A 26,263-nucleotide genomic window follows, 5' to 3' on the forward strand; every position below is an offset into this window, starting at 1 on the left:
ACAATAGCCATGTTTTATCAAAACCGCTAAATTTAAGAAAAAATTTAAAAAGGGAGATACATGTCAAAGGAAATAGGTGTAGTAAAAAATGTAACGCAAGGAAGCGTAAAAGCTGTAAGCCCAACAGGCGAAAGCAGAGAATTAAAAGTAGGTGACATAGTATATCAAGGTGAAAAGATAGTCACTGAATCAACTGACGCAAAAGTAGTAATAGCAAAAGCAGATGGAAAAGAGATAAGCCTAATAGGTAAAGACTCAATAAAATTAGACCAAAGCGTTAGTGAAAATTCTCAAACAACAGCAGATATAAATTCACTTCAAAAAGCAATACTTGGTGGTCAAGACCTTAACGCTTTAGAAGAGACTGCAGCTGGCGGAAACCAAGCAGGTGGAAACGCTGGAGGTGACGGAGTAAGTCTTGGTGCTGCTAGCTTTGCACAGGGTGGTCACTACTCAAATATAAGTGCGAATTTTAATAATCTCGGCGACCTAGGTGCTACATTTGAAGCCCCTGTTAGCTCAGTTGGCGGCGGACAAAGTGAAAATTTAGGTGACGGAGCGGCTACTGATAACGTAGTACCACCACAACCATTGCCACCACAGCCAAATGGAATAATCAAAATCCCACTCTCAGCTCACAAGGGCGAGGACCCAGCGGCTGAGCTACTACCGACATTTACAACAAAGATACCTAGCGGATATAGCGTGCAAAAGCAAGGTGATGGCAGAAGCTACCTAGTGCCTGATGATGTTGTGAATGAATTTACATACAATAATGGCTGGTACGTGAGCAACGACGGCCAGCTAGCTATCGGTCAAGACGAGGCTAAAAAGCTAGCAGTAACGAGCAACGCAAATGAGGGAAACTACCCAGATGATGGCACAGTAGCAAAGATAGTAGCTCCAAATGCGCAGCTAAACGTTTTTGGCTCAGATATCAACGACGAAATAGTTGTAGATAATGCGCAGATAAACAATGTCTACGGCGGTGTTGGTGCTGATAAAATTTTAGGCATAAATTCTGCAAAGCTTAGCAACATCTCTGGTGGCTCTGGCGATGACGTGATCGATCTAAACAAAACTACGATCACTGGCATGGTTGTGGGCAACGATGGCGACGATACTATAAATGTAGATAATGGCTCAAAAGTTGCTAAAAGCGTATATGGAAACGACGGAAAAGACACTATAACGATAGATAATAACTCTGTTATTAGCAAGAATGTATTTGGTAACGACGGAAAAGATACGATAGTAGTTCAAGGCGGTGCCAAAGTGGACGGCTGGGTGCTTGGCGATACAAAGACTAAAAATGATATGCATGAAAAACAGGTAAATCCATCTTTAGATATAACAGATAGTGGCGCTGGTAATGACACCATAAAAATAAGTGGCGCAGGAACTAGTGTAAAAAATATAGGTGGCGGAAATGGCGATGATACTATCACAGTAGAAAAAGGCGCACGTGTCGTACTCATCCAAGCAGACGAGGGCGATGACACCATAACTGTAACTGGCGCTGGCACATTTACAAGCGCAGTAAATGGCAGAGGTGGCGACGATACTATCTTGGTTAGCGACCAAGCAACGGTTGAGGGCATAGTTGGTAGATGGGGCAATGACGACATAACAGTAACTGGCGCTGGCACTACCGTAACTGAATATGTACAGGGCAACGAAGACGCTGATACTATTAGAATTTTAGACGGAGCTACTGTAAATCAATATGTAAGCGGCGGTCGTGGCGAGGCGCCTAGCGTATATGGTGGCGCTCAAGACTCTGATAAAAACATAGTGATCATAAAAAATGCCACAGTAAAAGGCGCCGTAGAGGGCAGCACTCGCGGCGGCGATAGTGAGATCGAAATTTCAGGCTCTACTATAAATGGTAAAGTAGTTGGCTCTAGCGACGGTACAAAAGCTAGTAAACTTACCATAGAAGACGGTTCTGTGGACTTTAGTAAGGTTGAGAAAATAACAAACCTTGAACTTGGCGGAGCTGATAAAAATTTAAATATCACACTAACTAAAGACGATATCTTTAGAAACAATGAGCTTAAGATAGATGGCGAAGAAGGCGATAAAGTAACGTTAACTGGCGGCTTTACAGAGGTTGGCTCACATGATGGCTACAGAACATACGCAGCAACAGGCTCTACGATAAGCGTAGATATCAAAGAGGATGTCGTTGTAACTCTATAATAAATTTGGTCTAAAAGGGAAACCTTTTGGACCGAAAACTTTTTTCTAAATCTACACTCAAATTTTAAAAATATCAATCAAATTTCATTTCTTTGTCAAATTCTTATTAAATTATAAAAATATATTATGCTTAAATTGCATATTAAGGTAATTATATATTATTTGAAAGTTAAATATAAAAATATATATTTTATAAAGGAATAAAATGAGAAAAATTTTTACTGTCCCTGTAGTTATGCTGACTGCCTTAAGTATAAATGCCGCCGAGTTTAGAGAGATCAAAGATATCTCTGGTAACATCGTCAAAGTCCCGGCTAACATAGAAAAGAACGCCACGCTTTGGTACGCAAATAACCAGATCGTCTTGATGTTAGGTGGTGCTGATAAGATAGTAGCGACGACCGATCTTATCAAAAATAATAAGTGGTTTTCGCATGTGTATCCTAGAATTTCAAGCATACCTAATGGCGTAAATGGCAAGAGTTTGCAGGCTGAAGAGCTAGTCAAACTAAACCCTGACATCGTCATAGCCGCTGATAAAAACAACAAAGAAGAGCTAGTTAAAAACGGCTTTACTGTGCTTTATCCGTCATTTACAAATCACGCTGATATAAAAAAGAGCATATCTATCATGGCTGAAGTCATAGGTGGTGACGCGCCAAAGATAGCTAAGAAATTTAATGAGTATTTTGACGGCAACCTCAAAAGAGTGCTAAGTAAAACAGATAAGATCGCTGCGTCAGATAGACCAAAAGTGCTTCACATAGCTGATGGTAAGAACTTACTTAAGGTCGATGGCACAAATACGATCATAGATGAGTGGATAAGGGTTTTCAGGTGGGCAAAATGCAGTGCAAAAAGCTGGAAATATGCTTGAAATCAATGCCGAAGAGATCATAAATATAAACCCAGACGTCATCATCATAGGCAGAGCCAAAGCGCCAGAAATTTTAAAAAAACTATATGAAGATCAAGTCTATGCCGGCACAAACGCTGTCAAAAACAAAAAAGTCTATGTAAATCCAGCTGGCGTCTTTAGCTGGGATAGATACGGCGCTGAGGGAGCTTTACAAATTTTATGGGCGGCAAAGACCTTGCATCCTGAGCTTTTTAAAGATGTGGATATAGCGGCTGAGACAAAGAAATTTTATAAAGAGTTTTTACACTACGACCTAAGCGACAAAGAGGTTGGCTACATCTTAAATGGGCTAGATCCAGAGGGTAAATAGAAATTTATAGCGAGCAAGTTTTGCTCGCTCGCTAAATTTAAAGCTAAATAAATATATTTTTAGAATTTATTTTTTGATATAAACTCTTTTGCTGAAGGCACATAGCGTAATTGCTTTGGCGTTGTTGGATGTTTTTCGCTACTCATTATTTTTTCAAAAGGTAGTAGCTTTAACTCTCCATCTGGAGAAAGAACAATAGAGTCAAATTTGTATATTTTTTCTCCTATGGCCTTTGATATCACTATATCATGCAGCTTTTCTAATACCGTTTTAGAATTTGTTTTATTAGCAATTATTTTATTTATCATATTGCTATTTTCGATGTTGATTTTTGCAAATTTTATCTCGCCACTTTTATCTATACTAAAAATATAATAGTTTTTTCCATAGTAGCCAATATCTATAAAAAGCTCATTTGACGCGAGTTGATTTGTTAAATCACTTATTTTTATATCTTTCATATTGGTTGTAGCATTTTCGTCATCAGAAAGTACGCCCTTGTCGTTGATAAATATCTCATAAATTTCTTCTATTAGTGCTTTTTTGTTGTCGGCAATTTGCTGATATGAGTTTCCGCTATCTAAAACATTTGATAAAAATCGCTCATTGGCTTTTAGAAAAGTATTTTTTTGTTCATTGGTTAATACTTTAAAATTTCTATCTCTATTGAGTTTAAATATCTGATAGGATTTTTTAAAGTAGTCATACGCTTTAAGATAATCGCCCATATAATCATAAACAAACCCTATATCGCTATAGCTGTTGGCAATATCAATATGATCTTTTTCTAGTATTTGTTTTCTTATATCTAAGGCTTTTGTATGATATTTTAATGCACTAACTTTGTCGTTCATTTCGTCATAAATAGCTGCTATATTGTTATAAATACTAGCTGTAAGAGGATGATTGTCCCCTAGCTTTTTCTCTTGTGCCTTTAGCGCTTTTGTATAAAATTTTAAAGCATTTTTATTATCGCCCATATGATTATAGATAAGCCCTAGATTGTTATAGCTAATGATATTTTCAGGATGGTTTTCCTCTAAGATATTTTCTCTTAATTTTAAAGCTTTCATAGTGTTTTCTAAAGCCTTTTGGTGGTCGCCCATTTCTTCATAAATAAGCCCTATGTTGTTGTAGGCAGTGGCTATATCAGGATGATTTTTGCCTAAGACTTTTTCTTGTATATCTAAAGCTTTTGTATAAAATTCTAAAGCTTTTGTATTGTCGTTCATGTTATTATAAATAATGCCAAGATTATTATAACTGATGGCAGTATTTGGATGGTTTTTACCCAAGACTTTTTCTTGTATATCTAAAGCTTTTATGCAAAATTCTAGTGCCTTAGGATAGTTGCCTAAATAATTATAAACAAGACCTATATTGTTATAGCTATTGGCAACATCTGGATGATTATTGCCTAAAATATACTCTTGTATCTCTATAGCTTTTTTATAAAATTCTAAAGCCATAGAATAATCAGCCATATTTCTATAAACAAAACCTATATTATTGTAGCAAAGTGCAATATTTGGATGATTTTTATCTAAATTTTTTTCATAAATTTTCAAAGTCTTTTTAAAAAAATCTAGTGCTTTTTGATAGTCGCCCAAATAAGTATAAGTAAGGCCTATGTTGTTATATGTTATGGCAGTTTCTGGATGATCTTCGCCTAACATTCTCTCTTGCACGTTTAATGCTTTATTGTAAAATTCTAATGCTTTAGAGTGCTCGCCCATCTTTGCATAAATCAGCCCTACGTTGCTGTAAGATGTGCCAATAGTAGGATCGTTCATCCCTGAGATTTTTTCTAATATATCTATGGATTTTTTATTAAATTCTAACGCCTTTGGGTAATTAGCCATGTAGTGATAAATGAGCCCCATATTATTATAGCTAGTGGCAACTTCCGCGTTTTCTTTTCCTAAAATTTTCTCTTGTATAGCCAAAGCTTTTGTTGAAAATTCTAAAGCCTTTTCGTACTCTCCCATGAAAGCGTAGGCAAGGCCCATGTTGTTATAAATGACAGCATTTTTTATATCATCTCGTCCTAAAATGTTTTCCTGAATTTCTAGCGCTTTTGTGTAAGCCTCAATAGCTTTTTGGTAGTTGCCGTTTTGATAGTATTCGTACGCGGCGATGCTGTAGTCATCAGCGTCATCCATAGTAGTAGCACATGCAGCCAAAACTACTAAGGAGATAGCAAATAAAATTTTTCTAAGCATAAATTCGTCCTTTAATGGTATTTAAAATCCGTTACAATCACAATGTATTAGTGTGAAGTTGTTAAATTTTGTTGTTATTTTATTTAAAAAATATAAAAAAGTTCTTATGTGTTAAAAGGGCGAGAAATTAAATAAATTTAATAAAAATTTAGCTGGTTTGGTTAACCAAAATTTAGCACCAAAAACCAAATTTAAAAAGAAAGATCCGCCCCAGATGAGGCGGATATGAGGTTATTTTTTAGTAGGAGGATACATCTTCCAGCTGCTATCTACCTTCCAGTCTATCGGGTGGCAAGACATACAAGTATTTAGCTTTTGCGGATGATGCACAGCGTGGCATGACTGACACTGAAGCATCTCGTTGTCTTTATTGTGAGTGCCTTCATGTGGGTTAGATAGGCCGTAGTGTGCGGTTTTTTTCCTGATATCAGCTATCTTGTGACAGCTGGTGCACTGCTCGTTAGTAAAGCCTCTTTGTTTTGTTGGTGTCTCAAAGTCGCCAGTCGCATACATTCTCACCTCATTTAGCTGCTCACCTATGGTTGGTGTATGGCAGTCGTGGCATGTTACATTTGCGTCGTTATGCTTTTTAGCTAACAAATTTCCTTTTGTGTAAGAGTCGTACTCTGGCTGCATGTTGTGACACAAGATACAAAATTCAGCCTTGTGGCTAGCAGCCTCTATTTGGTGAAACGCTATAAAGCCCACGATAGCGGCTACTATTAGTCCTATTATCGTATATTTTTTTCTATTGCTCATGCTTGTACTCCTTTTGCGTTTGCCGCAGCCTGATAGCCTGCTAAGCGTCCGTAGCATAGGCATGTTCCGTGGCTAGTGCCGGCTAAAACTACTGGATAATCTCCCAAAAAGCGTCCGCCCATAACGTTACCGCAGGCGTAAAGTCCTGAAATTTCGTTATAGTCGGTATCTAGCACATTTGCAGTGCTTGGCTCTACGGTGAAGCCGCCCATGACGACCAGGCTCGCACCTACTCCCATTTTGCCAGCATAAAACGGCGCATGGCGGACTGGAAACATCCTCTTAGCGGTCTTGCCAAAGTCATCATCATGGCCTTTGTCGCATAGCTCGTTGTATCGTTTTATGGTCGCCAAAAACTGTGTTTGCGCCTTTTTGTTATCAGGGTAGAGCTTACTAGCAAGCTCTTCAATGGTGTTTGCTTTTATGACATCAGGCATCTCTTCAATATCTTTTACCGATATATATGATGTTTTGCCTATCGCCCACTGGCAGTCAGGTGGAAGCTTTGGATTATCTTCTACACAGTGGTTTACGCTGCCGTGTGATACGCCCATGAGGCCGACTTGCTCTGGAAAATTAGAGTCAAATACTTGCCAGCCAAAGCCTCCTGGTTGGCGAGAGAGCGGCTGAGTGACTTGCTGACCGCTTAGATCTTCATTTGTAAAGCGCTCTCCCTTTGCATTTGTTAGTAAAAACGCATCAACGCCAAGCGGTCCGCCAAGCGTGTGAGCGACTGGTGCGTGCGGTCCGTCTTCTAGCTTTGCACCTATCCATGAGCCAAGTTTGTGTCCGTCTCCCGTGTTGGTCGGATTGTTTTTGTAGTCTCTGTTTGGAAACGGACAGAAGAAATTTGCCACCCACGGCACAAATGTCTTTACCATCTCAGGGTCATTCATATAATCGCCCGTAGCAAGTATCACCGACTTAGCATTTATCTTGATATATGAGCCATCAGCCATATTTTGCGCGATCGCTCCTTGCATTTTGCCAGTCGTTTTGTCGCGAAGTAGCTTTTTTGCACGAGTTTTAAAGATATACTTTGCACCTTGTTTTATAGACTTTTCATAAACTAGCTCCATCATCGGCTCTTGACTAGGTAAAAAGGACATAACAGTTGGATAGCTTGGGCTGTTTTCCTTACTTGGGTCGTATCCGGCCGGGAGTGGATAGTGCATAACCATCAAATTTATCTTACTTCTATCAAGCTGCGTATCGGTCTCTTTCATAAAATGCACCGCAGGAGCAAGCTCTATCATCCAGTCAAAGTCCTCGCCGCTGTGATCCGCCCAGTAGTTCCACACTCGCTGATCGGCGCGATAGCCCATCTGTTTTAAGTGTTCATTTATGGCCGCATTCTTGTCATATTTGATACCAAGCTCTCTTTGAAATTTATTGCCTAGAGTGCCGTACTGACCGCTTCTAACCTGAAAGCGACCGGCTTTTTCTAGGACGATAACCCTTGCGCCTTTTTCGGTAGCAGCGCGCGCAGCGTGAAGCCCTGAAACGCCAGCACCGATGATAAGCACATCGGTTTCAAGCGTCTCTTTTATATCTTTGTCTGAAATTTCAGGCTCAACACCTAGCCATTTTGGCACATCAGGTGCTTTTGTGGTCTCCTTTTCTGGATGGATGAGGTGGTTATTTGGGTTATCACAGCCTGTTAGCAGCGCTGATCCTGCTGCAACTGAGCCAAGTGTGAGTGCGCCACTACGTTTTAAAAACGAGCGACGTGATAGTTCGTTATTTTCTACCATTTTATACTCCTTGTTTCAAATTTATTTCAATATATCAAAGTCATAAGACACTCTTAGCCAAAGCTCTTCATCTCTTGTCTTGCCGTTAGAGCCGCCGTTTGTATACTTTAGCTTTCTATCTAATGTTTCATAGATAGCTGATAGTTTTAGACCCTTAACCGCAGGGACTTTGTAAGTTACTTGCACGTCCCAGCCCTTTACGTCGATTCTAGTTCCTGGTGCTTGACCATGAAGGCCGCCTGAGCGAACGTTGCTACCATTGTGCTGTTTGCCATACCAGTAGTCAGCATCCACTCTAAGACCCTCGGCGCCTACATTGCTAAGGTCGTAGCCTGCGCTAAATTTATGTAAATTCATACCAGCAAAATTCATAAATAAAAACGGACCATAGATCGGAGTGGCCGTAAATGAGCCAACGTCGTTTCCTATGCCTTGAAGCGACATCTGGTTTTTGCTAACGGTTGAGTATGCGTATCTAAAATCAGCGCCATAAGCATTATAAAGCCCTATCATGCCTGCATAGTAATCGCCGTTAAAGTCGAAATTCTCTTTTAAAGTACCGTTTGTTCTTGAGCCTTTATACATAAAGTCTATGCCAACGATCGCGTTTTCAAAAAGCGTAGGCGTTTTGTAACCAGCTGCTGCGAAGTAGAAATTTATATCGCCTTTTGAGTTGGCTGCGTCATCATACTCGATGCCTGAGACATTTGCGTAGCCAGCCGTGAGCGAGACGCCAGGGATGCCGCTATATGTTACAAACGAGTTAAAGATGTTGTCAAATTTATAGCCGTAAGGTCCAAAGCCGCCGATAATAACTCTATCTTTAAACCTTGGTGCGCCGTGATCTCCACCAGTTACTGCGCTTGATCTACCTGCAAATTTCCAAAAGTCAGCTAGGCCAATAACGGTATTTATACTATCAAGCTTTATCCTAGCGCTCACGCCCTCAAATGCCTCTTTGTAGCCCACGTCCGTGTTTGTTGCCACGAGCGGCGGCACTAGGCCTGTGTATTTTGAGTTGTAGTACTGGCGACCTAGTTTAAAGTCGATGTAGTCATTCTCATATCCTAAGTAGGCCTCTGAAAGTGCTACACCTTCGCTATTCCAGTCATAGGCAAAATACTCTTTTGCAGCCTTTGACGGAGCAAAATTTACTAAGCCCTGAGCCGTAAGACCAAGCTTAAAGCCATAGTAAGAGCCAGTTAAGAACCTAAGCTCAGCACCTAAACCACCGATGTGCTCGCGAATTTTATTTGTTCTGCTAGCTGGCGGGAAGTACTCTGTCGAGTCCATATCATAGTATGAAAATATGGTCGCACCCATAGTGCTTGCCTGCAAAGCCTCTTCCAAGCTTTCGCTTGCACTAGCACAGGTCGCCATAGCCATAAGCGCAGCTAAACTAAGAGCAAATTTACTCTTGCTTGTAGTTAAAAAAGATGTTTTCACTCTAAACTCCTTAAATTTCTTTTTTAGGCATTTAACAATGCCGCCTTTTTAAGCTTGGCTTATCGCATCATCACTTGCGATCATGCCGCGCTATGTAAAATTTGTCTTTTTAGTTTTTGCCATTTGGTGATATGTCTAGAATAATCACATCCTTTTAAAACACAAAGCCACTGTGTTTTATGGCATCCCCCTTGGATTTATTAGTGAAATCATAACACGCAGGCTCACGAAAAACGGTAAGGTTTTGGTAACATTAACTAAAAAAATATTTTTAGTTTCAAAATTTAAAATTTGATATAATCACCACTATGATAGAAGTTTTACTTATAGAAGACGACCTTGAACTAGCCGAGCTTTTAAAATATGCACTTGCAAAAAGCGAGATAAGCGTAGCCATAGTCACAAACCCGCTTGAGGGACTTAGAATTTTAAACGAGAAAAATACCTTTGATGCATTGGTGCTTGACCTTGGTTTGCCTGATATGGACGGCCTTGAGGTGTGCAAGCAGGTAAGGCATAGCTACCCATCGCTACCTATCATCATCTCATCGGCTCGCAGCGAAACGCTAGATAAGATAAAGGGCTTTGAGCTTGGGGCGGACGACTACATGGCAAAGCCCTATGAGCCAATAGAGCTTGCATTTAGGCTAAGGGCGATACTTCGCCGAGGGATACAAGCCGGCAATGACTCCAAAACCTTTTGCGTAGATAAACAAAGACGCACTATATTAAAAAATGGAGAAGCCATAGCGCTTACAAAGGCGGAATTTGACATCTTTATCTACCTTTATGAAAAAGAGGGAATAGTCGTATCAAGAGAGGATATTTTGTTAAATTTAGGTCAGGCGAAATTTCAAAGTGGATTAAAAAGCATCGACGTAGCCATAGGACGCTTGCGCCAAAAGATAGGAGACGACCCTAAAAATCCACACTTCATCCACCCCGTGCGCGGTATAGGGTATAAATTTATCAATGCGTAATATATCTATCATCAAACTCATATCATTTTTCTTTTTTGCCGCGCTCATTACGGTAAATTTGGCATTTTTTATCGAATCAAAAAAGCAGATTAGAGACGCAGAGTATCATACTTATGAGCGCTTTATGCTGGGTATGCGTATACGAGGACGAGCAGAAGGCAACGCAGCTAAGCAGCTAGCGCAAATAGGGCTTAAAAACAGCGAACTTGCTTCAGATGAGATCAGGATAGGCGGCGAGAAAATTTTTAGCGACTCCTATGCTGATATGATAAGGTATAACAAAAAGTTTTATTTTGTGCCTAGATTTTCTTCTATCGATCCAAAAATGTTTTCGCGCATTATGGATGCGGCAGGGCTTAATATATCAAGCAAAGATGACATAGCAAAAAACGATGTGCCTTTAGAAAATTTAGAAGAAATCTCTCCACATAACATTTGGATGCTTTGGCTTGTAGTAGATATCGTGATGGTCGCCTTTTTCATAGTTGTTTTGAAAAAACTGCTAAGACTTAGAAATTTAAAAAATATGATAAGAAGAGCAGGCGAGGAGGATAAATTTAGGCTGATAGAAGTAGAAACAAACGACGAAATAGGCCAAATCGCTGGCGAATTTAACACAACTATGCAAAAGATAGACGCCATAAAACAGGCTAGGGCGCTCTTTTTACGCAACATCTTGCACGAATTTCGCAACCCGATAATGAAAGGGCGGATCATGGCGGATATGATCGCTGAAATTTTACAAGATGATAAGGCGGGAGATAGGTTAAAACAAATTTTTATAAGGCTAGAGATGATACTAGGCGAGGTTGTCAAGGTCGAAAAACTAGTGTCTAATGAGTGGGAGCTTAAAAAGAACAAGCACCGAGTCATAGACATCGTCGATCACTCGGTAGATATGCTTCTACTAAAAGACACGAGCCGCATAGATGTGCGAACAGACGGTGAAATAAGCGCTGTTGAGGTTGATTTTGAGCTTTATGCGACTGGAGTTAAAAATTTGATCGATAACGCCTTAAAATATTCAACCGACAAAGTGGTTGTAAGCATAGATAAAAGTGCGCTCTGTATAAGTAGCGTGGGAGACGAGCTTGAGCCAGAAAGACTTGAGTTTGATAGGGCGTTTAACAGAAGAGTAGAAACTTCAAATTCTGGACTTGGACTTGGACTTTACATAGCAAATCAAATTTTTAAAAAGCACGGCCATGCCCTAAAATACAAACATGAAGGTTGTAGAAATATTTTTATGATCTGTTTTGGGGAGTGATTTAAATAAGAGTTGCTTTATAAGTCTCTTTAAGATATTTAGAATTTCATTGAGTAGATTTTAAGTCTTGACAAAAATATATGCAAAAATTTTAGAAAACTATTTTTATGGTATTAAAAGGGTGATGGCTTTATAATCATTGGAATTTTTAAGAGACTGTCCCACTTTTGTAACTAAGTGTTCCACTCTTAAAGGAAATTTTAAAGAAAGGGAAAGAACAAAAGCATCACTACTAGTGCCTAAAATAGGATGTTATGGTGTCACGGGGGAGACTTGAACTCCCGACCTCCGGCTTATGAGGATTTTTTATATGAGCTCCTGAAAGCCTGAAATACGCACTTTAGACGATTTTTACTTAGTAGTTACATAAAACTGTTCCATTTTTGACCGGTTGGCTATTAAATATGGGACAACACTTAAGGGAGCGAAACGGTATATATTACTACCAAGCCACACTTGCTCCAAGCATTAGAAAATTTTTTAACGAAAAGCGAGAAATTTGCTTCTCCACATCCACTAATCTCTTGGAAAAAGCCAGAAAAAGGGCTAAAATTCTAGACAACAATCTTTACTTGATAAAAAGGGCGGTTCACATGAATCTTGGTGATAGCATAATCCAATCTTTTGTAAATTCGTTTATGAAAGTAAAGCTTAGTAAGAGCATCAAAGAGCACTCTCTTCTTAATAAGAAGATGGATGTAGAATTTCTAAATGCGCTCAATGACTACTTTAAACAAAGTTTGATAGATGGCGGTCTGCCTCAAATTTTAATTAAGGATATAAGTAATATCACTAACACTGCTGGCGCTCTTGGTAGCAAGAATAAAGAGAACATAGGGCAAACTCTTTTAGAGAAAAACATACTAACACTTAACTATCTTGTATCAAAGCTTGAGAAGAGCAGTGTGCTCTTTGATGACAAGCGTGAGCACTGTTTCCTTGAAGATGATTCTAGTGATAACTTAGCCAAACATGCCAAACCTAGTTCGTTTGACGCTAAGGACATAGCTTCATTCCAAGAAAATATAAAAGAGCTTGAAGATAGCGGTTGTTTGCCTATTACGGATGGACAGCTTAAGGCTATGGCTCAGAGGATTAGCGAAACGGTTTATGCCATACTAGATCAAAAGTATGGCTCAACTTCAAATTTAAAGCTAGTAAGAACAAAGAATAGCCATAGAAGCATGGAAGATATCATATTGGATCCAAATCCACCAAAAAATATCAAGATAAAATTAGATGACGATAGTAGCTTTAGTATTTTTAATCCTAGCGCCCAAGTAACACAAGAGTATGAGATCAGGCAAGCATTGCAAGTGGCATCTGGCTCTAGCAATCAATTCTCAGCTTTAAATTTAGAAGATCAAAAGAGCTTAAAGGATGCATTCGAGATATTTGAGACAAACACTAAAAGAGCTGACAAGTGGTCGCCAGATACGCAAAGACTAGTTACTGGCGTAAAAAAGCTCTTATTTTTATACTTTAACGAAGATACGCCAGTTTATAGGATCACAAGAGATAACTTGCTTGAATTTAGAGATCTTCTTTATAAAATTCCAACTAAGCTAGCTCAAAAGAGCAGGTATAAAGATAAAAGTTTATCTCAGATACTTAAGCTAGGAGAAAATGACGATAAACTCTCTGAGCCTACTATCCAAAAATATATGATAAGGGTTATTCAGTTTTTTAACTACTGCTTTGATAGCGGCTATATAAGTAAAAGCATAACTGCAAAAATGAATGTCAAGATAGACATAGACCCTAGCGAAAGGGCAGTGCTTCCATACGAAGCATCAGAAGCTAGAAAGATCTTTGAGATAGTAACTAGTATCAAACAAAGTGGTAAATCACCAAGTTCAAGGATAGAGGCTAGTGAGCTCTACTACGTCACAATGATAGCTGCTTATAGTGGCATGAGGATAAAAGAGATCACACAGCTTCATAAGGAAGATATAGCTTTAAAAGATGGGATTTACTGCTTTAACATAAACACAAATGATGGTAAAACCACCAAGACCAAAAACAGCATTAGGTTTGTGCCTATTCATAGTAAGCTCATAGATCTAGGTCTGCTAGAATATGTTAATAGCAAGAAAAGCGGAAATATATTTAAGGTAAGCAATAAGGACTTCTCTGAAATTTTTAGAAGCCAGATCCAAAGAAAGTTTATAGACAAAGACTCTAAAAAGACCTTCTACTCTTTTAGGCACTACTTTATAGACTATCTAGTGCAACGCGAGGTAGAAGCTAACCTTATAGCCCAGATAGTAGGACATGAAAAGCAGTATAAAATTTTACTAAACACTTATGCCAAGCCTATTAATGCAAACACACTAAAGGCTAAAGTAGAGATGGTATCGTATGATAATGAGTAGGGATAAATTTCAAAGCATAAACTTTTAAGACTATCTTTATATCTTATTTAGTATTATTTTAGGTATTAAATAAAGGATAAAAATGCAAACTATACAAGCAAATTTTACAGCTAGCATAAGTGAGCTAAAAAAGTCTCCAGCTCAAATTTTAAAACAAGCTGGAGATAATGTCGTAGCTATACTAAACCACAATGTCCCTAGCGCATATCTAGTACCAAGTGCTGTCTATGAAAAAATGGCAGAGATAATAGAAGAGTATCATCTAAGTAAAGCAGTAGATGCTGCTCTAGCAAGTGGTGAAAAACCAGTAAAAGTAAGCTTAGATGAGCTATGAGTTAGAGTTCTTACCAGGCGCTTTAAAAGAGTGGCAAAAGCTAGACAATAGCATAAAAGTGCAGTTTAAAAAGAAGCTAAGTGAGCGTCTAGAAAACCCAAAGGTTGCCAAGGACAAGCTACGAGGCTACGAAGATGTCTATAAGATCAAGTTAAGAGATGTCGGCTACCGCTTGGCATATCAGGTAAAAGATAGTGAGATAGTAGTGTTAGTGCTAGTTGTCGGCAAAAGAGAGAACAACGAAGTATACGAGATGCTAAAGGATAAATTTAACTAAGCATAAAGCTAGACTTTAGTTATCTGTGATTTGCTAGTAACTAATTTTATGTTATTAGCTTGTCCTATCTAAAGTGCTCTTTTATGATGAGCATAACCCCTATATTTTTATTATTTTATTTTCTTAATTTCATACTAGACTAAATTTTTAAGAGAAAATCCAGAAGCTACAAAAATTATATTATATATTTCATAGTATTTTTAAAAAACACGCATTTTAGCGGCCTGAAGCCTACCGAATTCCTTGTTTTAGGCTGTGAAATTTTATAAAATAACCTTAAAAGATATTTAAAGAGCAAGTCTGACAAAAATTTTTATGGCATAGGATTTTTTGAGTGGCTTCTTCTTAGATTGGGAGTAAATTTACGTGAGTTCTGAAAAGATAAAAAAACGCAAGGTAACCAAAGTCATAACTAAAAGACTTAGGCTAAGTAATGCAGAATGGTTGGTGATTAATAATAAATTACAAGAAAGTGGCCTAACTTTCTCAAAATTTGCCCTAAGAGCTATGTTGTCTAAGCAGATTTATGCACCAATTATAAGGGAACTTCTAATTGAGCTATCTAGACAAGGACAAAACATAAACCAAATAGCCACCAAATTAAATAGTGGGCAAAGCCTAGATAGAGTTGGTATTGAGATCATAGCCGACGATAATAAGATCTTACATAAAATTTATGAAATATTGGGTAAAAAATATGTTTCTTGATTCGCCTTGTATCAATACAAATAAAGGCACTAGTGATGCTAGTTAAATTTCTTCGTACTTATACTGGTGGTGGCCTTGGGAGCATAAATTATCTTTTAAATGAGAGAAAAGCTGCTGGAACAGCAAGAGTTATAAAAGGTGATGAAAATTTAACTAGAGCTATTATAAAAGGCATCACCTATAAACAAAAGACCTGTTTTGGTGTTTTATCATTTGAAGAGAGGCATGACTTTTTAACTGAAGAGCAAAAACTAAAAATTATTAAGGATTTTGAATATGCTCTTTTGGGTGAATATATGCTTGAACGTACAAATGTATTATGGGTAGAACACTCAGACAAGGATGGACGGCTTGAGTTAAATTTCCTTATCCCTAAGATAGATCTTGAAACAGACAGGTCATTTAATCCTTATTTTGCCAAATATGATCAAACGAGAATAGATCTAATCAAAAAGATCATTAACGATGAGTATGGACTATCAAGTCCAGATGATCCAGCAAAAGAGCAAACTATATTGTCTAGCAAGAAAAACATCAATCATTATAAAAATTTAGAAGAGCTAGACCAAAAGTTGCACGATCTGGTTAAGCAAGGCTATATTAAAAATAGAGACCACATGATTGAACTTCTTAAACAAAATGGTATCGAAATAACCAGGATCAACAAAAAAGGCATAACGATCATACTGCCTACTAAAAAAACAAAAAATCGTCTAAAAGGAGGAATATACGATGCAGACTTCACCAGTGCTCAAAGACTTGGAGAACTCAGCCAAAGCTCAAGCAGAAGAATTAGAGAATTCCATGATAGAAATACACAAGCAGAGTGCAGAGAAAATAGGCGAAAACTTGAGGAGCTTATTGCTAAAAGAGATAGATTTAATCAAGAAAGATATGTCGAAAGAACTTCAAAAAACAATATCCTTGCATCACAAGGACAGATCGGTGATAATCTCGCTATCAGCGGCTACCGCACTAATTTTGGGAATAGCAATTGGCTGGGTAGTGCACGCAATGATATTAAAGGAAGAAGTAGCTTGGACGATACCAAAACAATGGAGATACAGCCAACCTACTGCGGACAAGACCCAGAGGGAGTATTACATATCGATTCCAAAAGACAAAGAGATAATAGAGAACGAGAGCAGGAAATTTATATTAATGAAAATGGAGTAGAGGATGACAGCATTAGAGAAAGCATTGCTAGAAGAGAACGAGCGCTTGACGAAGACGATCGAAGACGAAAGGAGCAAGCACGAATTAGAAACAATGAATTTGCAACAAGACTGCGAGAAGAAGCTCGCGATATTACAGACAAATGTGACAGAGCTAACAAAGAAAGTCAAGAGCTTGAACAAAGATTGCAACGACGCCTTAACGGAATCTTTGCAGCAACAAAGAGATATGTACGAGAGTTCAATATCTTGCTTGGAAGAAAAATTAGAAAATTTAGAAGAAAAATTCCAAAATTTGAGAGAAGAATACGAGAGCTTACAGATAGAGCACAAGATGCTACAAGAATATGTAGAGAATTTATAGAGGAGCGTGAATACTCCCAAAAAGCCAGCATATATCACCATGTGGGTGATGTATGCAAGGAAAAAACTCAAAGTCTAGATATGTTTTAAACGTAGAGACTCTACTAAGTTTATTACATAATCATCTCATTTATTACTTCCAAACATTATTTGTTACGTTGCCATTTTAAAAATATACTAAAATATATTTTGTAGATCATAAAAAATAATTTAGTCTAATTATTTTTGTTCTTATGGCTGCCTTTAATCAACTTAAGCTTTTATTAAAAAAAGCCTATCTTGCATGGCCACTTTAATAAAGAAAATATTTTTTAAGCGTGGGTCAAGGGAGCGGCAAGCTATCCTTGCGAGCCTCTATGGAGATGCAAATGGTAACATTTTGTAGCTACATAGAGTATGCTCGCCCTAATATCTGAATTGAATTTTGGCGCATACTGGAATTAAATCAGTCCCACCAAAGAATGACTTAGTAAAAGTAAATTTTTGTAATTTTTGTGATTGGCATATTTGTCACTTGTTTATTTTGACTGATAAATTTGGATAGTCAATTATTTTATGGTTACTTTAATTAAAACTTAAAAAGCAAGAAGCTAGGAGGCAAACCACGAATGATATTAGCATCTTAAGCACCAATATAAATTCATACACTAAGCAACAGCACAAACAAGGCAGGTCTGCAAATTTTAGTGATATTTTTAACCAAAAGACCAAAGAAAAGATTAGCGAGCCAAACCTGTAACAACTTGTCAAGGACTTTCTAATCATTTTTATCATTTTTTTGATGTTTTTCACTCTCAATTTCTCTAAGCATTATGCGTTTCAATTTGTCTTGCATTGTTTCAGTAGTATTTTTATTAAAATGTACAACAACTTCATAGGTAGTTTTTCCAATCTTCTTTATTGTTTTTGTTTCTGTATTATTTTTTTGCATATCATCATTCCTTTTCTTGCAATTAAAAAGCGATTAGAATTTTTTACTTTTCCAATCGCTCTCATTCATCTATTAAGTTTTGTGCTTTCTTCAGCTTTTCTTTGCTCTGTATTTTTCTTCTATCAAGTCCCGTTATCCTAAGAGGTAAACACATCTCGATTATCCTTGAATAAATCCTGCCAAGCATTATATCTTCCTGTTCTTTTTCTATATCTTTGAAATTAAGGTTAGTAGTTATAATGGTTGGTCTTGCCTTTAGGTATCTTGCATTGATTACATTGTAAATTTGCTCTAAGGCATATTCTGTATTTCTCTCTATTCCAAAATCATCAAGAATTAGTAGGGTAGGGCTTGTTATCTATTCGATATATTCGTTTCTATCAAGATTAAAGCCGCCTTTTTGTAAGTCGTTTAATATCTGTGCAAAGTTCCTCATTTTTACTGTATGGCTATATTCTGTAATTATAGCGTTGGCAATAGCACAAGCTACATAGGTCTTGCCACTTCCTACATTTCCGTAAAGTAACAGTCCAACATTATCTTTTCTCATTTCTTCAAAATGTTTTACATAGTTCTTTGCTTTTTTGATGATTTCCTTATCTGTATCTTCATCGGCATTTTTAAAGGTGTAGGCTATTTGATTTTTGGATATAAAGCAGCTTTGTCTCAACCTATCTTGTTTTAACAGTTTTTTCTTGTTCAGCTCTATCTCTATCACATTTACAAGCCGTTCTGATAATCATAGGCTTATCCAACATCGGAATTACCTTACCGTCTATTCTTTCATTACAAATCTTGCAATAGATATGTCCGTCTTCTTCATAGTGAGTATCTTTGTTGTAGATAAAATCTGTCCCTTGAATTTTTGTAGTAATCATATTTTCTTTATCATTCATAATTTTAGTCTCCTTTTCTACATCAGGCTCTATAATGCGTTTTTAAGGCTTATTTTTATCTTAACCATAGTCTGACACCTCTTTTATGATTAAACCCTTAAAAACACCTTTTATAGGCTGTCGCTGTCTTCATAGTTGGTTGAATAGGTTCTATGGCTTTTATTTTGATTATTTTTCTGTGATAGCTTTTCTTTATCCTGTTCATACCAATTCATACCAATTAAGGATTGTTACATAGTGGTCTTTGTAGTCTGTGCCTTTACTTTTGATATATCTTAATAGCTTTTCAGTCATTGTATCTGTATGACCTTTCAGCCTATCTTTTAGATTTTGGTATTTTTCATCGGTTAAATGAATATTTTGATACTCTCCATAAAGGGACACTGGGGCAACCTGTTCTATTCTCCTCTTATCTAATCTACCCTTAACTATACTATGCGGACAAACGGTTGACACTTGGTTGTCATTTGGTATACCAAGATTTTCAACCTTGATATATGCTCCATTTTCCGTTTGCGTTATACTTTGCTTTTCTTCAAGATACATCGTTTCTTTTCGTCTGTCATTTCTGATGTAGTTATTTATCTTCCAATAGGTAATGACTATAACCCCTCTTTAAAAGACAATTACAAAACCTTTTGTAATTAGAATTTTTAAGTCATCATCATCTGCCCTCATAGATAGATGAAAATACAGGCATTGGCTACTTAATGGCATATCCAAAAATAAGTCGCTATCCACTATCTTTATTGAAAACATCCTTTTATCTGCCATTTTTCTCTCCTATCTTTTGTTATGAAAATGTAGCAACAAATCGTTACTCCTTTTATCTTTTAAGGAAGTCGTGTTTCACTACCCCCTTTGATTAGTACTGTCTTTGATTTAGGTACACTCCCATTTTGGGAATGTGGCATTTGTCATCTTCTTATTTTTCTTTTGTTGTTTTAGATGTCGGTCTTAAAAATACTTTTGCTTTTCTATAAACTGAATGAGCGTTTTGAAACGGTACAATAGAAAAAGCCGACTTTTGTTGTTTCAGTATGTCGGCTTAATGTAAGCTATCTGTTTCAAATTTTTATTGTCAAGGGTGAGCGATAGTGAATGTGCTTTACCCTTGATGATAAAAAAGCGAATGAATTATATTCAGTTGTCTTTTGCCTTTAATACGGAAAAATGCTTCGGCTTTTTCTTTGCTCCCCGCAAGGGTAAAAGCACCGCAGGTCGCAAGGACACCTAAAGGGTGTATAATTGCGCCCTTAGAAAATCTAAGGGAATTACAATTATACTATGTCCTTGCGTTTCTTAGTCTTTTTGAAATGCTCTTTGCAAAATAGCCTTTATTTCTTCATTACTTTTCTCGCTTGCTCCCTCAATTAAACTTTCTAAGATTGCTCCTCGCTCTATCAATCTATGGTTTCGCTTTTTTCTTTCTTCAAGGCTCGTTTGCTTTCTGATTTTCTTTTCCTGATTTTTAAGCTGAGATAGTTTCTTTTCATATTTTTTTTCTTCTTACTTGCTTTCAATCTTTTCTTTTACTTTTTCTAATTCTGTTTTTATTGTCCATAAATTTCATCTCCTTTCAAGTTTTTTTCATAAGAAAAGACGATAGATGTTTTACTTTCTATCGTCTTGAATCTGTATTATTCAGCTCGACAAACTGAAATTTGACTTACTTCTTGTATTTCTCAACGATTATGCCTGCTACAATACCTACAATAAATCCCGCCGTAGTAACAGCCGAAAACTTAAACTTACCCCAAAGAGAAGGAAGCGCAGAAATCGCAAGTGCATACCAAAACAGATTACTACTGAGCAACCAACCATATAAATAACTATGCTCACCAGTTGAAATATTAGTAAATAGCCAACCAATCAAGTTGCTCTCACCAATATATCACCAGATATACAGCTATGTATCCCAATGTTATATAAACATTTTTCTTTCTCAAGTATAATCACAATCCTTTGTCAAACGGGAATTTTATTTTCCTGTCACTCGTTTATAGGATCATAGTCGGAAGGGACAGGTGCTACTATACTTACAAAGATGATATCCTCATCTCCAGTATTTTTTGCTCCGTGGCAGGAGTCTTTCTTCGATACTATGACATGGCCTTTCTTGAATGGAACCTCTTCATTAGGCTGGGGGTAGAATATTCCCTCTCCCTGAAGGACGATCCATATATCGTCGGAATTGTGGTGATAGTGCTTTTGCAATGTCTGACCGGGTTTGATAACCCAGACCGATCCGCCTGTAGATTCTGTCTGATAAAACGGTGTTCTGACAGCCTTTTCCGGATCCTCTTTTTTTACAAGGTCCATGCAATAGATTCTCTGTTCGCTCATGATTATTTGCTCCTTTGTATTCCATAGTTTAATCGAAAAAATGCGATTTAATGATATACCGACAAATTCTAATTTGTCTACTTCTTTATGTTTTTTAATCTATCATCATAATATTCTTCTACAAATTTATGATTTTGGTGTTTTTCAATTTGCTTAGTGATAAGCTCTATCATTTGCTCATTTTGTTCTACTGTGTAGTTGAAATTTTTCCAATGAGAAACATTGTCTAAACATATTTCAACCAACTTTTCAAAGGTTAATACCCTTTCATTATCGGAATAATATGTTTCTTTTATATTTTTTGTTGTTGTAACTTGTATATTAGCCTCATATAGAGTGTTCAATACATCAGAGCTAATAGAAGTATCAAGAGTTGCTAAAAACATTTCTCTTGCACCTGTTCTTCCCATTTCTTCAGGTACTTCTTGCCATCTTTCTCTTAATGTGGTTTTTGCACTAATTAAGACAGTATTTCTCTTATTTACAATGTATTCTAAAACACCCGGAGAAACTAAATCTACCAATTTACCAAGACCTTTATTGACAAACTCTTGTTTACCTATATTACCTTGACTGTCAAGTGGAATCCCTGCACCAATCAAAATGAGTTCTATAATACTTTCAAATTCTTTACCTGCTCTACTCCTCCTACTTTGAGTATTTGACAAAGTCAAAGCATATATATGTTCCGGAAATTCTTCCACAAACCAAGTAATTGCCTCTATTGGTGTAAGAGTTTTGATATACTCATCATCAACTAACTCTTTTAGCATTTTTGAAGTAAAGTCTTTTTCTAATGGCTGAAATTCACTCCAACAGCTATTTCTAAGTTTTTCAACAACTTCACTTGCATTACTTAAAAAGAATTCTTTAGGGACTTTGTCGTATCCTAATGTAATAAAATTATCATAAACTAAGTCATAAGGCTGTTTAAAGCCTTCTTTCCTTTTTTCTTTAACTAAGTTTTTATATTCATCAAGAGAAATATTTGCCATAACTCTTTTCCTTTCTTGAAAAATTTTCTTCTATATGGTACAATAGTGTCAAATAGAGGACAGTTAGTCCTTGAAATAACATATATAAAAAGGAGAATATATATGAATATTATACCACAAATCATAGATAATTCCCCTGCTATTTTAATAAAAAATAAGCGTATCAGATTACAAATGACTCAAAAAGAATTAGCTGATGCTGTTGGTATGTCCAAATTCGGAGATAGGACAATTCGCAGATGGGAAAATGGAGAAAGTCAGCCATCGTCCATTGAGCTGAAACATATTTTATCATTTCCTGAAAAAGTACCTTTCCCCAATAATGAAAATGCCCCCTATAAAATCATTGATTTATTTGCCGGAATTGGTGGTACAAGGCTTGGATTTTACCAAACAGGTAAAACAAATGTCGTATTCAGTAGTGAAATTGATAAATTTGCAGTAAAAACATATAAGGCAAATTTTGGTGAAACTCCTTTTGGAGATATTACAAAAATATCTGAAAAAGATATTCCTAATCATGATATTATTGTCGGTGGTTTTCCTTGTCAAGCATTTAGTCAAGCCGGTAAAAAGCTTGGTTTTGAAGATACTCGTGGAACATTATTTTTTGAAATTGCAAGAATTATTAAAGAGAAACGACCTAAGGCATTTCTTCTTGAAAATGTCAAAAACCTAAAATCTCACGATAAAGGTCGTACCTATAAAACAATAGAAAAAACATTAAAGGATTTAAACTACGATGTTCATTCTATTATACTTAAAGCAAAAGACTTCGGTGTTCCACAAAATAGAGAGCGTATTTACATTGTTGGATTTGATAAGGATAAAATAGATAACTATAAAGATTTTTCTTTTCCAATTCCTCCCTGCCCAGATGTTTCTGTGGGAAATATTTTAGAGCAAAATGTTGATACTAAATACACCATTTCAAATGCACTTTGGCAAGGTCATCAACGACGAAAGAAAGAACATAAAATAAAGGGAAATGGATTTGGTTACACATTGTTCAATGAAAACAGTCCTTATACAAATACATTATCTGCAAGATATTATAAAGACGGGAGTGAAATACTTATTGAGCAAAAAGGAAAAAATCCACGAAAACTAACACCTCGTGAAGCTGCAAGACTTCAAGGCTTCCCCGAAAACTATATCATTCCTGTAAGTGATACTCAAAGTTACAAACAGTTTGGTAATTCTGTTGCCGTTACTGTTATCCATGCAATTGCAAATAACATAATTGATATACTTGATACCTGTACTAAAAAAGAGATTGACTAACTTCAATCTCTTTTTTCTAACTTATTAACTTGTATACCTGCCCTTTTCAGAACCTTTAATTTTTCTTGTTTTCTCTGTTCTCTCCTTGCCTTATACCTTTCCTCATATTCCTGTTGTTTTCCATTTACTTTACGCTTTAAGTAGTTTTGATGAAGTCTATCTTTTCTTTCCTTGATTTTTCTCTCTTCTTCCTCAATTTTTAATCTTTCTTCTTCTTCTTCTTCAGTCAATTCTTCTTTTGGTGGCTCATAGTTACCGATAAAATTAAAATATATCTCTATTTTTTGCTTTGATGTTTGACTACCTTTTCTATTCCTTTCATGAACAATAATCTTTTCTACAAACTCATTTATCATTGTAGTTGTAAGTTCATCAAAATTTTCATATCGGCTTATTAGAGATATAAACTTTTTCGCCTTATCTGTTTCTTTTTCATATCTTGATATTGCAAACTCTAAGTCTTTAATTTCTTTGCTTAAAGCTATTTGCTCTGTTTCATATTGACTGTTAAGTATCTCATATCTATTACTTGGTATTTTTTCAAGTATCATATCTTCGTAAATACGGCACATCAATCGTTCAAGTTCCTGAAGCCTGTTTTTACTTTCCATTAATCTTATTTTTTTCTTTTCTATCTCTACTTTTTCCTTTTCTTCCATTTCATTTTAAATGGAACGGATAAAGGCTTCGTGATCTTCATCAAGATATTTTTTAATGTCTTTTAAGGTTTCCTGTATAAGGTTTAAGACTGCTTCCGCTTTTATCCTGTGAGTAGATGGACAAAGCGTTCCACAGGGTACTTTCGTGTAAGCACTGCAAGTGTAATAGGGAATATTTTTGTAATTACTTGTTCTATGAACATACATTTTACTGCCACAATCTGCATAATACATAAGCCCAGTTAAAGGGTGATATTCTCCCCAACCATCGGGATACCTTTTTACATTTCCTCTTATCCTTTGCACATTATCAAAGGTTTCTTGGTCTATAATTGCCTCGTGGGTATTTTCAAATATCAGCCAGTTTTCTTCAGATACATATTTGCTTTTCTTATCCTTGAAATGCTTTCTTGTTTTGAAGTTTACAGTATGACCTAAATATTCCTGTTTCTTTAAGATACTTACAATTGTAGAACTGCACCAGCGATAAGGATGTTCAAACACTTTGCTTTGATGTAGTCCATATCCTAATTTTTGCTGATGGTAAGCAGGTATATCTACTTTTTCACTTTCCAATATCTTTGCTATTCGATACGGACCATTGCCTTGCATGGTCAGATTGAATATTCTCCTTACTATCTCCGCTGCTTTTTCATCTACAATCCACTTATCTTTGTCTTTTTCATCTTTGATATATCCATAAGGTGGAGAGCTTGCCGTATGCTTTCCGCTTTCCCCCTTTGACCTGAATGTAGATTGTATTTTTCTTGAAGTATCTCTTGTATACCATTCATTCATAATATTTCTAAAAGGGGTAAAATCATCTTCTCTATAAAAGCTATCTACATTATCATTGATAGCAATGAGCCTAACTCCCTTTTGTCTTAAGATTTCCATACATTGACCGACTTTAAGATAGTCTCTGCCAAGTCTACTCATATCTTTTACGATTATACAACCTATTATATTACCTTGATTAACTCCGTTCATCATTGCCATAAAGCCCGGTCTATCAAACTGTGTTCCGCTTATTCCATCATCTGTAAAATGTATGATGTTGCTTAAATTATTTTTACCTGCATATTCTTCAAGGATTTTCTTTTGATTTACAATAGAATTGCTTTCTCCTTGAAGTTCATCATCACGACTTAATCTCTCATAGAGTGCTGTTATCTTTTCATAATTCCTCATTTTTACCCCCTTTCTCTTAGTTTCTTAAATAAAAAAGAATTAAGAAGTACATATTTCACTAATATAGTGATTAAGTGTTCTCCTTAATTCTATTACTCCAAGAACCAGCTAAATTTACTTATATCTCTTCTTCACAAAATAGCCTTATCTCTTTAAATTTTAATGAGCTTCAAGCTTATGGCTACACAGTAGATAAGGCTGGCTTTATGGGAGCTGATTTTAATAAAGCAGCCAGCTTACCGCAGGACTTTAAAATCCACAAAAGCACACTTGATGAGCTTAGTAGATTTGCCGAGCGCAACCATGTGTTAAACCGCATCAAGAGCAAAGACGAGCAGATAAAGATCTTTGATAATATCGATATGGCTGACACCATAAAGCACTACTACAGACTATTTGATCAAATGACCTCTGCTTTAGGTGATGATAAAAAGAGCTACACCCTTGCAGATATAGGCAAACTACCAAAAGGCTACAGTACAAAAGGCACTCGCTATGATGCCAAAGGACATTTGCTAAAAGATCTATCAAACTCTACTATCTCAAATATCTACTCTAGCACTGATGAGCTAAATAGCGCTAAATCTCTTAGCAAAGAGCTTTCAAGTGCAGGCGTTAGGCTCATAGTAAAAGAGGTTGATTTTACGATGAGCGAAGCAGGTGATGAGTTTAGCTTTAACCCTGATATGTCGGTATATCAAGTAGATGAAGGTTATAGCAAAGAGGCTCTTTTTATGGGATTTTTGCGCAGCTCTAGACCACTACCAAGTGATAGTGCAAAGACTAAGCTAAGTAGCGCTGCCTTAAATGATATCTCAAGCACTGGAGAGCATAAAGAGTATTTTGTGGATTTTGAAAAAGTGGGTAAAG

General features: G+C 36.5%; 23 protein-coding genes and 2 pseudogenes. 11 read left to right on the top strand and 14 right to left on the bottom strand.

Features of this window, described 5'->3' with window-relative positions:
• Window positions 1-60: 60 nt before the first annotated feature.
• Complete coding sequence (locus F3G76_RS05055) at window positions 61-2,202, top strand: retention module-containing protein (protein ID WP_149706098.1); 2,142 nt, start codon at window positions 61-63, stop codon at window positions 2,200-2,202.
• A gap of 205 nt (window positions 2,203-2,407) precedes the next feature.
• Window positions 2,408-3,431: pseudogene (locus tag F3G76_RS05060) on the top strand (ABC transporter substrate-binding protein).
• 59 nt (window positions 3,432-3,490) lie between these two features.
• Here the strand turns inward: F3G76_RS05060 and F3G76_RS05065 are convergent.
• The 4 genes from F3G76_RS05065 to F3G76_RS05080 form a co-directional block, all read right to left on the bottom strand.
• Window positions 3,491-5,653, bottom strand: a complete 2,163-nt coding sequence (locus F3G76_RS05065) for a tetratricopeptide repeat protein (protein ID WP_149706099.1) — start codon at window positions 5,651-5,653, stop codon at window positions 3,491-3,493.
• 231 nt (window positions 5,654-5,884) lie between these two features.
• Entirely contained in the window at window positions 5,885-6,412 is a 528-nt protein-coding gene (locus tag F3G76_RS05070) for a cytochrome c3 family protein (RefSeq protein ID WP_148824454.1), read from the bottom strand.
• Complete coding sequence (locus tag F3G76_RS05075; RefSeq protein ID WP_149706100.1) at window positions 6,409-8,166, bottom strand: FAD-dependent oxidoreductase; 1,758 nt, start codon at window positions 8,164-8,166, stop codon at window positions 6,409-6,411. The genes F3G76_RS05070 and F3G76_RS05075 overlap by 4 nt, the downstream gene beginning before the upstream one ends.
• Window positions 8,167-8,187: 21 nt before the next feature.
• Entirely contained in the window at window positions 8,188-9,612 is a 1,425-nt protein-coding gene (locus F3G76_RS05080) for a metalloid reductase RarA (RefSeq protein WP_148824456.1), read from the bottom strand.
• Between the two features lie 308 nt (window positions 9,613-9,920).
• Between F3G76_RS05080 and F3G76_RS05085 the strand changes: the two genes are divergently transcribed.
• The 7 genes from F3G76_RS05085 (at window position 9,921) to F3G76_RS05115 (ending at window position 17,181) form a co-directional block, all read left to right on the top strand.
• Window positions 9,921-10,592: a response regulator transcription factor gene (locus tag F3G76_RS05085; protein WP_219810282.1), complete on the top strand. Its 672-nt coding sequence runs from the start codon at window positions 9,921-9,923 to the stop codon at window positions 10,590-10,592.
• Window positions 10,585-11,859: an ArsS family sensor histidine kinase gene (locus tag F3G76_RS05090; RefSeq protein ID WP_149706101.1), complete on the top strand. Its 1,275-nt coding sequence runs from the start codon at window positions 10,585-10,587 to the stop codon at window positions 11,857-11,859. The genes F3G76_RS05085 and F3G76_RS05090 overlap by 8 nt, the downstream gene beginning before the upstream one ends.
• A 593-nt stretch (window positions 11,860-12,452) precedes the next feature.
• Window positions 12,453-14,234: a site-specific integrase gene (locus tag F3G76_RS05095; protein ID WP_103573148.1), complete on the top strand. Its 1,782-nt coding sequence runs from the start codon at window positions 12,453-12,455 to the stop codon at window positions 14,232-14,234.
• An 82-nt stretch (window positions 14,235-14,316) separates the two neighbouring features.
• Window positions 14,317-14,568, top strand: a complete 252-nt coding sequence (locus F3G76_RS05100) for a type II toxin-antitoxin system Phd/YefM family antitoxin (RefSeq protein WP_009295321.1) — start codon at window positions 14,317-14,319, stop codon at window positions 14,566-14,568.
• Window positions 14,558-14,845, top strand: coding sequence for a type II toxin-antitoxin system RelE family toxin (locus F3G76_RS05105; protein ID WP_009295458.1), 288 nt, complete (start codon window positions 14,558-14,560; stop codon window positions 14,843-14,845). Before F3G76_RS05100 ends, F3G76_RS05105 begins: the two co-directional genes overlap by 11 nt.
• A gap of 366 nt (window positions 14,846-15,211) precedes the next feature.
• Entirely contained in the window at window positions 15,212-15,553 is a 342-nt protein-coding gene (locus F3G76_RS05110) for a plasmid mobilization protein (RefSeq protein WP_009295459.1), read from the top strand.
• Window positions 15,554-15,588: 35 nt separating this feature from the next.
• Window positions 15,589-17,181, top strand: a complete 1,593-nt coding sequence (locus F3G76_RS05115) for a relaxase family protein (RefSeq protein WP_009295460.1) — start codon at window positions 15,589-15,591, stop codon at window positions 17,179-17,181.
• 667 nt (window positions 17,182-17,848) lie between these two features.
• On the opposite strand, the gene F3G76_RS05120 is transcribed toward F3G76_RS05115, so the two are convergent.
• The 8 genes and pseudogenes from F3G76_RS05120 to F3G76_RS05155 all read right to left on the bottom strand — a co-directional run bounded on the left by F3G76_RS05120 (window position 17,849) and on the right by F3G76_RS05155 (window position 22,259).
• Entirely contained in the window at window positions 17,849-18,022 is a 174-nt protein-coding gene (locus tag F3G76_RS05120) for a transposon-encoded TnpW family protein (RefSeq protein WP_009295461.1), read from the bottom strand.
• A 61-nt stretch (window positions 18,023-18,083) separates the two neighbouring features.
• Window positions 18,084-18,380 (bottom strand): ATP-binding protein, encoded by a 297-nt coding sequence (locus tag F3G76_RS11215; RefSeq protein WP_107698022.1) that lies wholly within the window; start codon window positions 18,378-18,380, stop codon window positions 18,084-18,086.
• Window positions 18,381-18,740, bottom strand: a complete 360-nt coding sequence (locus F3G76_RS11220; RefSeq protein ID WP_009295463.1) for a P-loop NTPase family protein — start codon at window positions 18,738-18,740, stop codon at window positions 18,381-18,383. It lies immediately after the preceding gene.
• Entirely contained in the window at window positions 18,694-18,918 is a 225-nt protein-coding gene (locus tag F3G76_RS11225) for a hypothetical protein (RefSeq protein WP_009295464.1), read from the bottom strand. Before F3G76_RS11225 ends, F3G76_RS11220 begins: the two co-directional genes overlap by 47 nt.
• A 201-nt stretch (window positions 18,919-19,119) precedes the next feature.
• On the bottom strand, window positions 19,120-19,464 hold the full coding sequence (locus F3G76_RS10745) for a hypothetical protein (RefSeq protein WP_009295465.1): 345 nt from the start codon (window positions 19,462-19,464) through the stop codon (window positions 19,120-19,122).
• Window positions 19,465-20,220: 756 nt separating this feature from the next.
• Window positions 20,221-20,409, bottom strand: a pseudogene (locus F3G76_RS10750) (DUF3847 domain-containing protein); the annotation flags it as partial.
• A gap of 501 nt (window positions 20,410-20,910) precedes the next feature.
• Window positions 20,911-21,264, bottom strand: a complete 354-nt coding sequence (locus tag F3G76_RS05150) for a cupin domain-containing protein (RefSeq protein WP_009295467.1) — start codon at window positions 21,262-21,264, stop codon at window positions 20,911-20,913.
• 77 nt (window positions 21,265-21,341) lie between these two features.
• A complete protein-coding gene (locus F3G76_RS05155; protein ID WP_149706102.1) occupies window positions 21,342-22,259 on the bottom strand; it encodes a type II restriction endonuclease in 918 nt (305 codons plus the stop codon).
• 102 nt (window positions 22,260-22,361) lie between these two features.
• On the opposite strand from F3G76_RS05155, the gene dcm reads away from it, so the two are divergent.
• Window positions 22,362-23,543, top strand: coding sequence for a DNA (cytosine-5-)-methyltransferase (gene dcm, locus F3G76_RS05160; RefSeq protein ID WP_009495138.1), 1,182 nt, complete (start codon window positions 22,362-22,364; stop codon window positions 23,541-23,543).
• Between the two features lie 2 nt (window positions 23,544-23,545).
• Here the strand turns inward: dcm and F3G76_RS11230 are convergent, their stop codons facing one another.
• Complete coding sequence (locus tag F3G76_RS11230; protein ID WP_009495137.1) at window positions 23,546-24,202, bottom strand: DUF4368 domain-containing protein; 657 nt, start codon at window positions 24,200-24,202, stop codon at window positions 23,546-23,548.
• Window positions 24,203-24,208: 6 nt separating this feature from the next.
• Window positions 24,209-25,393: a recombinase family protein gene (locus tag F3G76_RS11235; RefSeq protein ID WP_021092745.1), complete on the bottom strand. Its 1,185-nt coding sequence runs from the start codon at window positions 25,391-25,393 to the stop codon at window positions 24,209-24,211.
• Window positions 25,394-25,599: 206 nt separating this feature from the next.
• Here F3G76_RS11235 and F3G76_RS05170 point away from each other — a divergent pair.
• The coding region (locus F3G76_RS05170) for a Cj0814 family flagellar-dependent secreted protein (protein ID WP_149706244.1) at window positions 25,600-26,263 on the top strand (664 nt) is incomplete at its 3' end.

Source organism: Campylobacter concisus (assembly GCF_902460575.1).
Lineage (GTDB): Bacteria > Campylobacterota > Campylobacteria > Campylobacterales > Campylobacteraceae > Campylobacter_A > Campylobacter_A concisus_AW.